The organism is Acinetobacter sp. WZC-1 (assembly GCF_052544965.1).
In genome coordinates, this window is sequence record NZ_CP199370.1 from 2,094,603 (window position 1) to 2,110,238 (window position 15,636).

The following is a 15,636-nucleotide window of genomic DNA, read 5'->3' on the forward strand; positions in this document are numbered from 1 at the left end:
TTTCCAACGCAACAGGGACTCGACCTGTCTGCATATATCCACTATGCTCTTGTTTTCAACACTGGCATGTTTAAAACACCTGAGGCAAAAAATGAAAATAGAATTTGTTTTCGATATTGTATACCCAATGAGCTACATTGCGTTCCAGAAGTTAAAACAGCACTGGAACCAGCCCACTGCCAGAAAAATTGAGTTATTGCCCATACAGATTCTGCCTGATATTCCTGAACAGGGCCTGAATGTACTGGAGTACCTGACGGAACGTTATGGCTCAGCAGAAGCTTATCGTAAATTTGATATGGCAAAATTTGCAGCCTACAGTGAAGACCTGGTGGTGGACATTGAACATATGAAATGCATGCCCAACAGTCGTCTTGCACATCAGGCGATTCTGGCACTGGACAATAATTTCGATCAGTTTGCTTTGACTCAGGCGTTATTTCATGCGGTATTTGCACATGGTAAAGACATTGCCAGCCCGGAAGTCCTGAAGGATATCATAGAAGGCATGGGACTGGATGGCAACGCTGTTTTACGCTCCATTCAGCATAAGGAAATTGCCGATAAACAGCATGAAATTACACAATACGTCAATCATATCGGCTCACACCCGGTTCCGTATTATCTGGTCGATGAGCAGATCTGGGATCAGACTTTCTCAACACTGGAACTGAAACAACTGCTTCAGCAGGCCGGATAAATCCCTCCCCCTGATGTAGTGCAATGACACTGCATCAGGGGGAAATTGCATCATTTCCATGGCTTTTTTATTGTAAAGCGTCAGCTTTACTGGACATCTGAGCAATCCGTAACACCCTTTTATCGAGTTTTGCAGACAACAGATAACCGACCAATGCCATCAGCAGAGTGCCTGCCATTATCATCAGTATGATCCACTTGACCATTTCAGACCACTGCGCCGCCCGATATGCGCGGTGGGTCAGCACTTCGGTGACGGGAGTCACGGCTTTTCCATAAAGTTGCTGCTGCATGCTCCACAGCTGTTCCGGTCTGAAACCATATTCCAGAAAATGCGGATCAGCCCGTTCTGCCTGTATCAGTTCTGATGTATAGGCCAGTGCCGCATTTTTATCTACAGGCTGATGCAGTAAAGCCGTCTGAGCCAGTAGATAAGCCTGTACCGGCTCAGCCGAATCCGAGTGTTGCAGATACGCATAGATCCGACTCTGGCGAATATCCTGTTCATACTGGATCAGCTCAGCATAGGTCTGCTCACTGCGCCCTGAACCATGCTGAATATAGGCCAGGCCTGACCAGATGAGTATGAACGCAATCAGCCATGCCACAGACTTCAATACAAATGACTGGAAACGAATCAGAAAGAAACGGAATTTCCTTAAAAAACCAACCATCACAAAAGCCCCGATAAAGGCCGTGACGCCTTTCAGCATCAGCCACCCAAACCAGGACAGCAGATTCAGCAGATAATCAGGCTGATCAACCGCATTTTTAAAACTGGTATCAAGATTATACGGCACATGGAGTTGTACCACTTGCCGGTTCAATTCGAACAAACCATACACCACATCCTGCTGTATAAACAGACAGGCCAGGCTGATCACACACAGCGTCAGCATCATCAGTGCAAAAAGCCTGATTTTACGCTGTTTTTGCCTCAGTAGCGCCAGGCCCCGTTCAATCTGCTGTGTGGCAACCGGATCATTATTTTCCATGCTCAGCATATTCTCCTGCTTTGAACGGTTTTATGATGTACCCGTGTCGGAATGACCGGAACCCAGCACCAGCTGCTGTAAACCGGTTTGCAGGGTACGGATGCGGGCTGATGCCTCTTCCCGTTTCTGCATGCCGTCTTTTTGAATCTGAAGAACATCATTGACTGTTTTGATCAGGCTCTGCTGCACATGTTCAAGGGTTTCCACGTCAATGACAGAGCGCTGATTAGCCCGGGCGGTATCTACCGAATTCCGGTGCAATAAATCAGCATTGCGTTTTAACAGTTCATTGGTGGCATCATCAATGCTATTGGCCAGTTGCACACTGTTTTTTTGCTCATGCAACGAAATTGCAAGACTGATCTGATTTTTCCACGCCGGCAGTGTGATGTTCTTAATCGCATAAAACTTATCCACCAGCATCATATTATTGGATTGAATCATCCGGATCATGGGCAGTGTCTGCATGGCGGACTGCTGTAAAATCTGCAAATCACTGACGCGCTTTTCCAGATTCCCGGCCAGATGATTTAAATCATAGACCCGCTGTGTGGTCTGCTGATCCTGTTCCTGCCCAGATAGTACCGCAATATCCTGCTGAATTTGCTGCTGTTTCAGCTGTCCGGCAGCAATATGGATCCCCAGCTGCCGGTATTCATCCTGTACCCCGTCAAACATTTTATCCAGCGTGGTCACACGTGCCTTCAGGCCCTGCTGTGATGTTTCTATTTCCCTGACCAGGCCATCAATCTGTTCTTTGGTGCTATTAAAATGCTGATCAAAACTCTGTTTTGCTCCCTTGAATTTGTTGAGGATGTTGCCCAGTATGCCAGAGTTTCCTGATTGCTTCAGCAGACCCGAGGTATTCAGCTGACGGGCCACCTGCACCACTTCATTCAATTTCTGTCCGGTTTCATCCAGATCCCTGTTTTTCACCAGATTTAATAATTCATCTGTATAAGAGGATGTCCTGGCCGCAATATTTTTACCATAATCTGCAACTGATGACTGATTGATTTCTGCCAGCTCCTGACACGCGGCCAGCACCTCTGCAAAATCATGTTGCTGCAGCCCGATTTCCCTTAAATTCAGATTTTCAAATTCCTGCTGCAACTGTTTCGAATCTTCGGTGACTAAGTTCCGCTGCTGTTCAATCATGGGGACACCTTATTTTTTCTCTGATGATTGCTGTAATATCCGGATCAGTTGTTCACGGCTTTTATCCAGTTCTGCCGATGCAACCAGTGACTGCTGTTGTCTGCTTTGCTTTAAATGGTATTGCCAGGCCGGGATCAATACCTGCTGTGCTTCCTTAAAACGATCCATCAGGTCCAGGGAAAGCCGGTGTGCCAGCTGCATCTGCACCAGTGTAATATCGTTCCCGGTCTGTAGGGTCTGCAATGTGTTAATTTTCTTTGAAAGCCGCTCTGAAAAATGATCCTGCAGCTGCCTGGTATGCATAAAATCAGGGTACTCCTGTAAAAACTCCTGAGCGGCCCTGATATATAATGCCATTTTTTCTCTGTATCCGGTTGCCTGTAAAAAACGCATCTGTGATTTCTGTAACTCCACCCGTAACTGACCACTCAGCGAATCTGCCTGCTGGATCAGCTCCTCCAGCGCCTTTAAACAATTCAGCTGACGGGCATCAGACTCCAGCTCCTGTCCCAGCCATGTTTGCAGGGCATTAAATTTACGCTGTCTGAAAATGGATGCCGATGAAGACAAATGCTGCACAATCTGCTTCACCACCTGGCTTAATTGCTGGGTCAGCTGCGGGTTAATGCCGTTTAACAGCACAGCCTGTGCCTGTACAACCTGATCTGCATAGTGATTCAGCCTGAACTGATCATCCAGCAATGGGACCAGATCATTGCGCTTAATGGACAATAATGCATCCGGATGAATTTCAATTTGCTCCAGTGGAGTCAGTACCTGATATTGGCGCATTGATACTAGTCAATATGGATTTTATACTTATATTAGGCTCAGCCCGGGAAATTGCAAATTGCGGCCACATAAAAAAACACAAGTCTGTGCTGATTGTTTTATAGAAGAATTCCGTTAACCTTGAAAAACCGGTTCTTTACCGTACGGATCCCTGGCCTGAAAACGACTGACAAAGCCTGATTAAAGTAGTCTGCTGCCAGTCGTCATATCAGCAGCTGGACACGACCATAATCATGCTCAGCATCAATCCAATCCGGCAATGCTTTTCTGCATCAATCATTGCATCGGACTGGATTCACATGATCTTTTAAACTTTCTTCCGGGAATAAAAACGTCGCAGGCCCATTAAACCCAGCAATCCCAATAAGCCATGCCAATCGACTGAACCGCCGCCGCCAATGGCAGGAGAACCCGGTGCAGATGCTGAATTGTTTAAGGTGACTGTCGCTTCATTGGAAACTTTCCCTTCTGCATCATAAACATAATATTTAAAGTTATAGTTAAACGGATCAAACGTATTTTTAATCTGAAGCTGCATTTTACCGCCATAGCAGGTCAGTTTACTGTCATCAGGACAAGGCCCGCTATGTTCCGCAGTCAATGCAACCGGATCCGGCAGGCCGTCCACCCGGACCGCAAGCTGCTGGCCACTGGCATCCACATAAAATGCAGGTTTATTGGGTTTATCTGTCAGGGCACTGGTTAATCCATCCCCATCATCACTGGCATGGTCCAGTAAATTCACTGAAATTTTCTGCAGTGTGCCATACTGAATGTCATAGCTGGTATTTTCAGCAATGGGGGCAATATTTGTAAAACTCCCCACAACGTAGGCACTGGAAGTTTTTTCAGGACTCGAATTCTTTAACTTTAAGGTATAACGACAAAACTCAGCATCGCCATCTGCAGTCCTCAGATCATCCACACGCCACATCATGATCTGCTGCAGCTCCGGACTCCACTCACATCTTAGATTTGGATCGCTCGTGCCGGTATACTGACTATTCGCATCCAGTTTACCTGTCCCCAGCTTTTCTACGGAAACCTCATAATTCTCTGCTGACAGCGGCCTGATTTTACGCGTGCCATCTGCCTGAGTTTCTTCGTCCGGTGAGTTTTCTGCAAATGGATCGACAAAGATGGTTCTGTATTTCTGTCTGGACTGCGTCTGTCGTTTCAGGTTGTCATAATAAGTCTGCTGAAGTCTGTAATACGGTAAAAAGTCAGGATTGGTCGCAGGGTTGGCAATTAACGACGTATAGGTATCATACTGTTGCTGATAGTTGTCCAATAATGTTACTACGGATGAATTGGTTTTTACATTATTGTATGCAGTCAGACGTAATAATTCGGTTGCTCCGATATCACAGTTGTTCTCCACTTCATTCTGTCCGGTGGAGTTGACCGAGGCGGTTCTTTTTGCTCCCCGCTGATCCCGGGCACTACATCCAAAGGCTCCGGTATCCACCAGATCCTTATTGGTCCCAATATCCAATGGGAAATACAGCGCCATAAAACCGGTATTTTCATTTGGCTGCTGCAATGGACTAAGCACACTGGAAAAACTGATGGTACTCAGATCAAGGGTGCTTGCTGTAATGTCCTCCACAGTTTTATTCGGTAAGTCACAGCGATCTTCACCCGGAGCCAGTTTTATGGCGTTGTTGACCAGACTGATCCCGCTGTTTTCAACTGCTGAGACATCTCCATCTGCATAACGGCAGGATTTTCCCGGCCCATTGTATGCCAGCACATTATTACTCAGTGCTTTGCTGCCGGTTGAATTATACAATAATGTCGACCAGGCTGAGTTCTGTACAATGGTGTTACTCAGCAACACCAGGCTTGAACCATCCACAAGCCCGACTTTCCCCCGGGGAGTATTGGAACTGAACTGAAAGATGCTGCCCGATGCTGCACTGGCAGTATTCTGAGCAATGGTACTGGCTGTAAAATTCACAGTTGTTTTCCCGCAGAACTCAAAACTGCTCAGGCTATTTGCAGAACCATTGCCAATGAGGCTGGTACTGCTGACTGTTACATTCCGGGAAATATTATCCAGATTGTCAAGACAGCTCATGGCAAATACACTGCCCCGCACCGCATCATTGCCGTGGTAATTACCATTGACAATAGTCAGACTGCTGTTGTCACTCAGGTAAATCGCTCCGCCGGCCTGCTGAGCTTTTGAATTTTCAACAGATACATTATTTAATGTGGTTGAGCCACTCACATACAGGGCACCACCCACTGTCGGACTGAAACCATCCTTTAAAATCAGGTTAGCCAGTGTAAGGGACGGTTTACTCAGGGCACTATTAATAATCCTTGACTGTCCCTGACCACTGATGGTGGTTTTGAGGGGTGTTGCAGCAGGATAACTGTTACTCAACCCGTCCGGCCGACTGTAATCAACAGGTGCCTGACCACGTATGATCAGCGCCGTATCCGGTTGCAACTCCCGGGTCAGGTTATACTCACCGGCCTGCAGCTGAATGATATTGGTGACCGAACGCTGCCCGGCAGGACACCCCCCATAGGCTTTATAGGTGGAAGCCGCGGTGACCGCTTCACGCAGCGAACACTGGTTGGTGTTTTCACCATCTTCATCAGCAAAGGTATTGACATAAATGGTTTTGTCATCTGCCGCCATGAGAGACATGGTCGACAGTATGGCAACAGTCAATATTGCTTTTTTATAGTTTTTCATTGCAGATCCCTATTGATTACACAGCATATCCGCTGATTTTTCCCGGTTTTATTTTTTGAATCGGCGGAAACCCAGTAAAGCCATTAACCCCAGCAGGCTTATTAAATCGCCACTTCCACCGGATGTCTTGACCTTTTTATCCTCAAAATCCGATGGTGGATTCTGTACAATTTTTACCGGAATTTCAATATAACGGTTTTCCGAGTCATTAAAACGTGTGGTGGTGGTAATCACCAGTATTTTAAATTCATCTGAACCATGCCAGTTCCCATTCGGGACATAGCTGACATCACCGTCCTGGCTCAAGGTAGTCTTTCCTTTGGAGACCGTATTGGTCTGTACCAGTCTCAGACATCCCGGCTGCCAGGGCTGACCATCCGGTGAATTCCCCAATAGCGCCTGGCACTGTTCAGCAGTGATTAATTCTCCATCCTGAAGCTGATCTGCAATGGTCATTTTTGCTGTTTCACCATAAAACAGGTCCGCCCCAATACCGGATGTGGTCGTTCTATCCACCGCCAGCTCCACAGCACCAATGTCACACAATTCAGAAGTTTCAGGCCTTTTTCCACCGCGCTGATCCGTACTCTCACATGACATTAAATTACTGCCGGCTTTCTGTGGTCCATGATTGACAATCAATGAATCGGATAGTTTCTGATAACTGGACAACAGTCTTGGCCTGAAATAACCGACAGCTGTATTGGCCGATTCACTGAACGGACAAAGGATGCCATCTGAATTGATATCACATTTTCCTTCGGTATTACTGCCTGCAATCAGTGGAATATTGCCCAGTTGCTGTGAATCTGTTCCGGCACAACCGGCTGAATATAGGTTATTACTGATATGCAGCGCATCGGCCCCGGCCACAATTTTACAATCTTCGGCCCCATTGCGGGCAAGAATACTGTTGCTCACATAGGCATTACTGAATGGTGCATTAAAAATCAGGCCCATGCTGTTCAGAATCATGGTGATATTGTTGACCAGCATACCATCCATGACTTTTATAATATGGCCTGTATTATTAAAAATGGTACTGTTCCAGATTCCCCGGGTCAGCGTGCTCCCCAGCGATTTCAGGGCTGCCTCATCAAAGGCATCACGACTATCAAATAACGATGCATCTGCCTCCGTGACTTCATTGTCCCGGACCACAGACTGAGAAACCACAAATTGTGGAATTTCACTGTAAATGACCGCACCCTGACTGGCTTTATTGCCTTTAATGAGGCTATTGACCACAGATACTGCGCTGAGTTGCTTACTGGCCTCATATACACCGGCATTATAAATTGCCCCCCCCTGACGGGCGACACCATTGAGTAACTGCCCATATTGAATGCTCAGGTTTTCCTTATTGTAAATTAAGCCACCCTGATCTGCACAACTGGTCTGGGCACAGCCATCCAGTGTTGTTTCATAAAAAACAATAGAAATTAATTGATTGCTTTCAGCGCTTTCACCTTCAGCAAATGGCACCTGACTCCGGTCTATCAGAAACAGACGGTCCCTGCCTGCCATTTTAATGACCGCATTATTTTTCGCTCTGGAATTATCACCCAGGGCACTGTCATAGGTTGATTTAATCTGCACACTTCTGGCCACTGGAATCTGATGATCCAGCCTGTATTCCGTCCTGCCCTTTAATTCAATGACATTATTGGCGCCCTTGCCGCCACAGCCATTATAACCGGCTTCCGGCATGCCCTGATTGACATATTCAATGGCTTCACGCAGTGAGCACTGATTATCTGCGCTGACCACATCTGCTGTGGTCGTCACTGTAATATTTGCACTGTATACATGGCCTGTAATGCATAATAAGCCTAAGCCGATGCCCCGTTTGAACATTATGGTCTCCCTGATTTATTTTAGTTTTGATCAGCGCAATACTTTGCCATGAATCCTTTTGACGTACTTTGTCACAGCTTTAAAAAATTCTCAACAAATTTTCATTACTGATGATATTCATCAATCAAGGCATAAATCTGTCTGAGTGTTGCATGTGATAATCGGGTCTTTTCACCCTTCAGCAATTTTTCCAGCCGATCCACTGATTGCAGCAGTGTACTGGTTTGATGCGGTCCATGTAATAGCAGATATTCAATAATCTGCGGGTCAAAATGTACACCCCGGCGTTCAAGTACTGAATGGAGCAATGCCTGACGGTCTGCATGGGCATGACCACTGGGCACCTGTACACTGACCGCCTGGTTTAAGCGTGATTGCAGATCCGGCAGCTCCAGTTTTAATTCCAGCGGGGCAAAACGGGATGAAAAGACCAGCTGCCCGCCATCTTCATTACTATTATTGATTAAATGAAATACCGCTTTTTGCCAGTGCGGCACACCACTGATGGCTTCAATATCATCCAGGGCCACCAGATCATAGCTTTCAAGCGAAGTAATGGCCTCAATCGGTGCATCCAGCAGTTCCAGTAAAGACACCTTAATTGCCGATTTCCCCACCTCAAGATATGAGTCACAGATTGCAGTCAATAAGTGGCTTTTGCCTGTGCCCGCTCCCCCGTAAATATAAAACCGGTTCATCAGACCGGCATGCAATTGCCTGATTGCGTCAATGACAGGCCCCCAGCCCGGGCCAGAAAAATCACTAATTCTGGCATCCAGTTGCGGTTCTATATCCAGCTGCAATTGACGCATAAATGTCTTAAACCCTGAAAATTATTTGCTGTCATCCTCAATTTCAGATGTCTGCGCTGTATCCTGAGGTTTTTTAAAGGCAATATCAAGATTAACCTGATCACTTTCCACTGAAATCACACCTGTGTCCGTATCATTCTGCACCACAACAACGGAAGATGGGCTGGTCTGATAAAACTGGCTCTGCTCATACCATTGCCGCACATGTTTCAGCAGTACAACAATCACCGCAGCTACGGGCAATGCAATCAACATTCCCACAAAGCCACCCAGTTGTGCACCAGCCAGTACTGCAAAAACCACAGCCACCGGCGACAGACCAATTTTATCGCCCAGCAGGAAAGGTTGCAGAATATAACCTTCTATGGCCTGACCAATCATAAACACCACGCCCACAAGCGCCAGATGGGTCCAGTCCAGTCCGAACTGAAACAAAGTGGCAATGACTGCAGCAATAATTCCCACACCAAAACCCAGGTAAGGAATAATACTGGCCAGTCCAGCCACCATGCCAATGATTAACCCGACTTCCAGCCCAATCAGTTGCAGCCCTACCGCATAAATAATGCCCAACAGGATCATCACCAGAAACTGCCCTTTGACAAATGCGCCCAATACACTGTGACATTCACCGACAATCGTCAGCGTGCCCTGTTTATACTGGCCTGGAATCAGATTTTTTAAACTGCGTAACATCTTATTCCAGTCAAGCAGGAAGTAAAATGTAATGATCGGGATCAATACCACTGTTCCGCCGACCTGAATAAAATTCAGACCGGACTGGGCAATTTTCAGTGCCATGGCCTGAATACTGTCTGTACTGTAATTGGTCTGGATATAACTCATCACCGCAACGGAAATCTGATCTGCATCAATTTCCATATGGTCTACATTAAAGGTATTTGCGACCCACGGCAGGAACGTATGATTAATCCAGTGAATGCCCGCCGGAATACTGTCCCGGGCATACATCAGCTGTTTCCAGACCAATGGCACCAGGAACCACATCGCCCAGGTAATTGCCATCCCGATTCCAATAAAAACAATGGAAATCGCCAGCCATCTGGGTAGAAACCGATCCAGCACCTCAACCAGTGGGCTGAATAGATAGGCAATGAGAAAAGCGGCAACAAAAGGGATGACCACAGGTTTTAACAGATATAAAACCCACAACACCAGCGCTAGTCCGGCAAGGATAAAAATACGTTTTAATGTACGATCATGCATGCAATCACGCCTTATTCAGATTTAATCATTATGAAATGAGAGATTTTCAGTCAAAGATAGCATTTTGGCTGAGAAATAACATAAGAATTTCGTATATTCAGGTTATAATCGCCGCGCGAATGCGGAGACTTCATTATGAGCAACTCAATTTCTTCCCCAAATACCGGTTTAAGCTATAAAGATGCCGGTGTCGATATTGAAGCGGGCGACGCACTTGTCGACCGGATCAAATCTGTTGCCAAACGTACTGCGCGTCCCGAAGTCATGGGCGGATTAGGCGGTTTTGGCGCACTCTGTAAAATTCCCAAAGGTTATGAAGAACCTGTACTCGTATCCGGCACAGATGGCGTAGGCACTAAACTGCGCCTGGCACTCAATCTGAACCGTCACGACACCATAGGCCAGGATCTGGTGGCCATGTGTGTCAATGACCTATTGGTCTGTGGTGCCGAACCCCTGTTTTTTCTGGATTATTATGCAACCGGTCATCTGAATGTTGATGTTGCTGCAAATGTGGTGACCGGCATTGGCCAGGGCTGTGAGCTTGCCGGCTGTGCACTGGTGGGCGGAGAAACTGCCGAAATGCCGGGCATGTATGAAGGTGAAGACTATGATCTTGCCGGATTTGCCGTTGGGGTGGTTGAACACAGTAAAATTATTGACGGCAGTAAGGTCAAGGCAGGCGATGTACTCATTGGCCTGGCCTCCAGTGGCGCGCATTCCAATGGCTACTCACTGCTGCGTAAAATTCTTGATGTTAAAAATGTCGATCTGAACCAGCAGGTGGATGGTCGCCCATTGGCAGATGTGGCCATGGAACCCACCCGCATTTATGTCCGTTCAGTTCTCGAACTCTGCAAACAGGTGGATGTGCATGCCATGGCGCACATTACCGGTGGCGGCCTGCCTGGGAATTTACCCCGCGTCCTGCCGGATGGTGCCCAGGCTGTGATTGATGAATCGTCATGGCAATGGCCTGAATTATTCAGACTGCTTCAGCGTGAAGGTGGTGTGGAACAGTTTGAAATGTACCGTACCTTCAACTGTGGTGTCGGTATGGTCATTGCCCTTGATGCAACTGACGCTGACAAAGCCATTGCCGTACTGAACGCACAGGGTGAAAACGCCTGGAAAATCGGTCATATTCAGGGCAATGCTGAATCTGTCAAAGGCGCAGACGAAAAAATCCGTGTGCTTTTTGCCTAAGAATGGCCATATGATCAAAATTGCTGTACTGGTTTCGGGGAATGGCAGTAATCTGCAGGCACTGATTGACGCCCGTCTTTCAGGTCAGATCGCAGGGGTTCTCTCCAATCAACCCGGCGCATATGCACTGACCCGTGCCCGACATGCAGGCATTCCGACAGCGGTCATTGAACACCGGCAATATCCTGACCGGGAAAGCTTTGATGATGCAATGCATCAGCAATTACTGGCCTGGGATATTGACCTGGTGATTCTTGCAGGATTCATGCGCATTCTGAGCGCAAAATTTGTCCGGACATGGCAAGGGAGAATGCTTAACATCCACCCTTCACTGCTGCCCTGTTACAAAGGAATGCACACCCACCAACGGGTATTAAATACCGGAGATGTCCTGCATGGCTGTACCGTTCACTATGTCACCGCCGAACTGGACGCAGGACCTGCGCTTGCTCAGGGTGTGCTGAAAGTCAGTCTGCATGATAATGCCGAATCACTCGCCAACCGTGTGCATGCACTTGAGCATATGATTTACCCACGTGCTGTGGAGTGGGTTTGCAATGGAACGGTTCAGCACAGCGCTGATGGACAGGTTATGCATAAGGGCCAGCCTTTGCTGCAACCCATCCAATTCTGTAAATTTTAAAATGATGTATTACTGCAATGCCATATTTAAACAATACTTACAAAAGTCCAGATAGCCCTGGTTTCATTTTCCCGGGAATCAGGATATATTTTTCATACAGTGATGAGATTCCATCAATCACAAAAAACTGATAAAAACTCATCATTTGATGGGATTTTTATTTCACGCAATATTCAGTCATTGCACTTAAAATACACGCATATATCAGGGTTTACCAACCATTCATCCATAGTCCGGGTTGTGGTCTTGCGAAACAATGCCACCTATTATGCAGATTGGCTAAATTGCACAGTCTATCGTTTAAACATCACCTGAAAAGTCGCAGGCCATCTGTAACAGTCTATATCCAGGCATCAAGAAATGCCACCAGCCTGAGATAACCCATATCAGTAATTTCATTTTTTGATAAGTGAATTTTTTATAGCGTGCTCAGATACTCTTTTTATTTGCAACAAAGATATTCTCATAAAACGAGGGCAGTTATATGTTTACGATTGATTATAATTCCCACCGCTCTGTGAAAGGATTCAACCGTCGCACACGTTTTCTTGTCATACATTTTACAGCGGCAGATTTTGCGACATCCGTTAAATTATTAAGTGGCGATGGTGGCGTGAGTTCACATTACCTTATTCCCGATCCGACAGAGGACAGTTATAAGGCTGCAGGCTTTAATGACATACGCATTTTTAATCTTGTCGATGAACAGGATAGGGCATGGCATGCAGGTGCAAGTTTATGGGCCGGACGTAATAATCTGAACGATAGCTCCATTGGCATTGAAATTGTCAACCTGGCCAGCGAAGATCAGGGTGTTTTTACTTTCCCACCGTTCAATGCACTGCAGATTGAAGCAATGAAACAACTGGGATTGAATATTATTCAGCGTTATCCTGATATTTCCCCGCCCCAGGTGGTCGCGCATTCTGATATTGCAATTGGTCGTAAAAGTGACCCAGGCCCGTCCTTTCCCTGGAAAGAGTTGTATGATGCCGGGATTGGCGCCTGGTATGATGAAGACATTAAAAATAATTATGAACAGCAGTTTGATGCGGCAGGCCTGCCATCATCCGCTGATATAAAAGTACAGCTGAACAAATATGGCTATGATGTGGCCGGTGCAGACACAGAACAAGGATTTACCCAGTTAATCAGAGCTTTTCAGCTTCATTTTAGACAGGAAAAATATGATGGGGTTCCTGACAGGGAAACAGTTGCAATCATCTATGCATTGGTGGAGAAATATTTCCCGGCTGAATAAGCCGACCAGCTGGATGAGGAAATGACAGACTGAAAAACCCGAAATTGAACGTCGTTACTGGAAACTCAAGAAATCCCATGGAATATTGTGACGGAACAAAATATTCCAGACCAGGCGCATGTGTACTTTCCAACAGATTAAAGCAAGAAAAGTACACGGTAATTCAGGGCTTAAGCATAGCTGACATATGCATTAAATTTGCCTTTCAATGCCCTGGTGTAAATCCAACTGGCTACCCCGCCCCGTTGGCGTGATGATACATTGTGACCAAATACTGTATCTGGGATTTCAGGACTTTACTAAGCGCAAATCAGGCGATACAAAGTATGTCTGATGCGATATAGGCAATCAATCCACAAGATCTGCCTGAGTCGCAAAAAACCTGTGCAGATCTGTAATTGGGAAAATCCCCAGATCCTGCCCATCCAGAGAACGTATGCGAACAGTAGATTGTTGCATTTCCTGTTCCCCAACAATGATGAGATAAGGGATTTTTTGCAGCGTATTTTGCCGAATTTTATAACCGAGTTTTTCCTGGGTCAAATCCAGAACTACTCGTAAACCCTGTTGTTTCAATGTTTTATAAAGCTGCCTTGCATAGTCCTGTTGAGCATCAGTGATTGGTAAAATCACCATCTGCACAGGAGCTAACCAAAACGGAAAACGTCCCATATAATGTTCAATCAGAATCCCAATAAAACGCTCCAGCGAACCAAACAAGGCACGATGCAACATTACTGGTCGTTGTTTCTGGTTATTTTCATCAATGTAACTCAAGTCAAAGCGTTCAGGTAAATTTAAATCGACCTGAATCGTGCCACATTGCCATTCCCTGCCGATGGCATCTTTCAGGGTAAATTCCAGTTTAGGACCATAAAATGCCCCCTCTCCAATATTTAAGGTATAGGCGATATTAAGCTGCTGTAATGCCTGTATTAAAGTATCTTCGAGAAAATCCCAGATCTCTTCCGAACCAATACGATTTTCAGGGCGAGTAGATAATTTAATCGAAATATCATGAAAACCAAATTGCTGATAAATTTTATAAATCAGGGCAATAGTATCCACACACTCCGATAAAAGCTGTGCCTGTGTACAGAAAATATGAGCATCGTCCTGGGTAAAATGTCGTACACGCATTAAGCCATGTAATGCCCCAGACGGTTCATAGCGATGGACTTTACCAAATTCCGCCATGCGTAATGGTAAGTCCCGATAGCTTCTCAATCCGTGAGCATATAAACATACCGCACCAGGACAACTCATCGGTTTAAGAGCATACACCCGATGATCCTCGGTTTGTGTGGTGAACATATTCTGACGATAATTTTGCCAATGTCCCGAAATTTCCCACAGCTCACGATCCATGACATCAGGAGTATTGACCTCGATATAACCTGCATCATCCTGTTGCCGGCGCAGGTAATCAGTTAAAAGCTGAAATAATTTCCAGCCTTTTGCGTGCCAGAATACTGCTCCAGGTGCTTTATCATCAAAATGTAGCAGGTCAAGTTGTTGAGCCAGTTTACGATGGTCCCGTTTAGCCGCTTCTTCCTGTTGTTTAAGATAGTGTTTTAATTGTTTTTGTTCTGCCCAGCAGGTGAGATAAATTCGCTGCAACATTGGTTGACTGGCATCGCCCTGCCAATAAGCCCCTGAAACATGGGTGATTTTAAAATGTTCCAGTAATGCAGAATGGCTAACCAATGGATAAAAATAAACATCAGAAAAATCCTGTTGCTTCACAAGGTACAAAGGTGTTGCATCCGGGATTTTCTGTAAAGATTGCAATTTAAAATTTTGCTGTTGGAAGTATTTAATCGCTTGTTCTTTATCGATGGCCTGGGTCATTATCCCGACATGTCGTTGTACCCACTCATTCATTTTTAGTTCGATTTGCTGTACATCTTCGGGATTAAAATGTGGCGTATCAGCAAAATCATAATACAGCCCATATTCAGTAATCTCATATTCTACCGCCTGAGCCGATGGATATAATTGCTGCACCGACTGTGCCAGTAAATAGGCATAGGAATGACGTAAAATATTGAGTACATGTTCATCATTTAGATGAAGCAATTCGATATGGCAATTATCTTCAATCAGATGATGCAAATCAACATAATGTTGGTCAACTTTAGCCAGAAAAGCTTTTTTATAGCCCTGTGGTTTATGCTGCGCTAAAATTTCGGCAATCGACAATGATTGTGGCAATTCAAGCTGGTGCAATATACCAGATAAAGTAAGTTGAATATTCATAAAAAATTATCTAAATC

General features: G+C 45.7%; 12 protein-coding genes. 4 read left to right on the forward strand and 8 right to left on the reverse strand.

Going from position 1 to position 15,636, the window contains the following annotated elements; translation table 11 throughout:
- The first annotated feature begins 91 nt into the window (after positions 1-91).
- Positions 92-700 (forward strand): DsbA family protein, encoded by a 609-nt coding sequence (locus tag ACT6PV_RS09670; protein ID WP_445116168.1) that lies wholly within the window; start codon positions 92-94, stop codon positions 698-700.
- 67 nt (positions 701-767) lie between these two features.
- Here ACT6PV_RS09670 and ACT6PV_RS09675 read toward each other — a convergent pair whose 3' ends face one another.
- The 7 genes from ACT6PV_RS09675 to cxpE form a co-directional block, all read right to left on the reverse strand.
- The gene (locus ACT6PV_RS09675) at positions 768-1,703 is read right to left on the reverse strand and encodes a hypothetical protein (RefSeq protein ID WP_445116169.1); all 936 of its coding nucleotides are present in this window, start codon (positions 1,701-1,703) and stop codon (positions 768-770) included.
- Positions 1,704-1,724: 21 nt separating this feature from the next.
- Positions 1,725-2,852 carry a toxic anion resistance protein gene (locus ACT6PV_RS09680; RefSeq protein WP_445116170.1) on the reverse strand — a complete coding sequence of 376 codons (1,128 nt, stop codon included), beginning with the start codon at positions 2,850-2,852 and terminating at the stop codon, positions 1,725-1,727.
- Positions 2,853-2,861: 9 nt separating this feature from the next.
- Complete coding sequence (locus tag ACT6PV_RS09685) at positions 2,862-3,644, reverse strand: tellurium resistance protein (RefSeq protein WP_445116171.1); 783 nt, start codon at positions 3,642-3,644, stop codon at positions 2,862-2,864.
- A 307-nt stretch (positions 3,645-3,951) separates the two neighbouring features.
- Positions 3,952-6,354 carry a CSLREA domain-containing protein gene (locus tag ACT6PV_RS09690; protein ID WP_445116172.1) on the reverse strand — a complete coding sequence of 801 codons (2,403 nt, stop codon included), beginning with the start codon at positions 6,352-6,354 and terminating at the stop codon, positions 3,952-3,954.
- A 48-nt stretch (positions 6,355-6,402) separates the two neighbouring features.
- Positions 6,403-8,211, reverse strand: a complete 1,809-nt coding sequence (rbtA, locus tag ACT6PV_RS09695; protein WP_445116173.1) for a rhombotarget A — start codon at positions 8,209-8,211, stop codon at positions 6,403-6,405.
- 104 nt (positions 8,212-8,315) lie between these two features.
- Positions 8,316-9,023 carry a DnaA regulatory inactivator Hda gene (hda, locus tag ACT6PV_RS09700; protein WP_445116174.1) on the reverse strand — a complete coding sequence of 236 codons (708 nt, stop codon included), beginning with the start codon at positions 9,021-9,023 and terminating at the stop codon, positions 8,316-8,318.
- 21 nt (positions 9,024-9,044) lie between these two features.
- Entirely contained in the window at positions 9,045-10,250 is a 1,206-nt protein-coding gene (gene cxpE, locus ACT6PV_RS09705) for a chloramphenicol efflux transporter CxpE (RefSeq protein WP_445116175.1), read from the reverse strand.
- 135 nt (positions 10,251-10,385) lie between these two features.
- Between cxpE and purM the strand changes: the two genes are divergently transcribed.
- From purM to ACT6PV_RS09720, 3 genes are all read left to right on the forward strand, one after another.
- Positions 10,386-11,456 carry a phosphoribosylformylglycinamidine cyclo-ligase gene (gene purM / locus ACT6PV_RS09710; RefSeq protein ID WP_445116176.1) on the forward strand — a complete coding sequence of 357 codons (1,071 nt, stop codon included), beginning with the start codon at positions 10,386-10,388 and terminating at the stop codon, positions 11,454-11,456.
- A 10-nt stretch (positions 11,457-11,466) separates the two neighbouring features.
- Positions 11,467-12,099 carry a phosphoribosylglycinamide formyltransferase gene (gene purN / locus ACT6PV_RS09715; protein WP_445116177.1) on the forward strand — a complete coding sequence of 211 codons (633 nt, stop codon included), beginning with the start codon at positions 11,467-11,469 and terminating at the stop codon, positions 12,097-12,099.
- Between the two features lie 484 nt (positions 12,100-12,583).
- Positions 12,584-13,360 carry an N-acetylmuramoyl-L-alanine amidase gene (locus ACT6PV_RS09720; RefSeq protein ID WP_445116178.1) on the forward strand — a complete coding sequence of 259 codons (777 nt, stop codon included), beginning with the start codon at positions 12,584-12,586 and terminating at the stop codon, positions 13,358-13,360.
- Between the two features lie 348 nt (positions 13,361-13,708).
- Here the strand turns inward: ACT6PV_RS09720 and thrS are convergent, their stop codons facing one another.
- A complete protein-coding gene (thrS, locus tag ACT6PV_RS09725; protein ID WP_445116179.1) occupies positions 13,709-15,619 on the reverse strand; it encodes a threonine--tRNA ligase in 1,911 nt (636 codons plus the stop codon).
- Between the last annotated feature and the right edge of the window lie 17 nt (positions 15,620-15,636).

What these genes read in the sequence shown, in the direction of transcription:
- ACT6PV_RS09670 (WP_445116168.1), top strand. Translation starts at nt 92, where the DNA reads ATGAAAATAGAATTTGTTTTCGATATTGTATACCCAATGAGCTACATT.
- ACT6PV_RS09675 (WP_445116169.1), bottom strand. Translation starts at nt 1,703, where the DNA reads ATGCTGAGCATGGAAAATAATGATCCGGTTGCCACACAGCAGATTGAA.
- ACT6PV_RS09680 (WP_445116170.1), bottom strand. Translation starts at nt 2,852, where the DNA reads ATGATTGAACAGCAGCGGAACTTAGTCACCGAAGATTCGAAACAGTTG.
- ACT6PV_RS09685 (WP_445116171.1), bottom strand. Translation starts at nt 3,644, where the DNA reads ATGCGCCAATATCAGGTACTGACTCCACTGGAGCAAATTGAAATTCAT.
- ACT6PV_RS09690 (WP_445116172.1), bottom strand. Translation starts at nt 6,354, where the DNA reads ATGAAAAACTATAAAAAAGCAATATTGACTGTTGCCATACTGTCGACC.
- rbtA (WP_445116173.1), bottom strand. Translation starts at nt 8,211, where the DNA reads ATGTTCAAACGGGGCATCGGCTTAGGCTTATTATGCATTACAGGCCAT.
- hda (WP_445116174.1), bottom strand. Translation starts at nt 9,023, where the DNA reads ATGCGTCAATTGCAGCTGGATATAGAACCGCAACTGGATGCCAGAATT.
- cxpE (WP_445116175.1), bottom strand. Translation starts at nt 10,250, where the DNA reads ATGCATGATCGTACATTAAAACGTATTTTTATCCTTGCCGGACTAGCG.
- purM (WP_445116176.1), top strand. Translation starts at nt 10,386, where the DNA reads ATGAGCAACTCAATTTCTTCCCCAAATACCGGTTTAAGCTATAAAGAT.
- purN (WP_445116177.1), top strand. Translation starts at nt 11,467, where the DNA reads ATGATCAAAATTGCTGTACTGGTTTCGGGGAATGGCAGTAATCTGCAG.
- ACT6PV_RS09720 (WP_445116178.1), top strand. Translation starts at nt 12,584, where the DNA reads ATGTTTACGATTGATTATAATTCCCACCGCTCTGTGAAAGGATTCAAC.
- thrS (WP_445116179.1), bottom strand. Translation starts at nt 15,619, where the DNA reads ATGAATATTCAACTTACTTTATCTGGTATATTGCACCAGCTTGAATTG.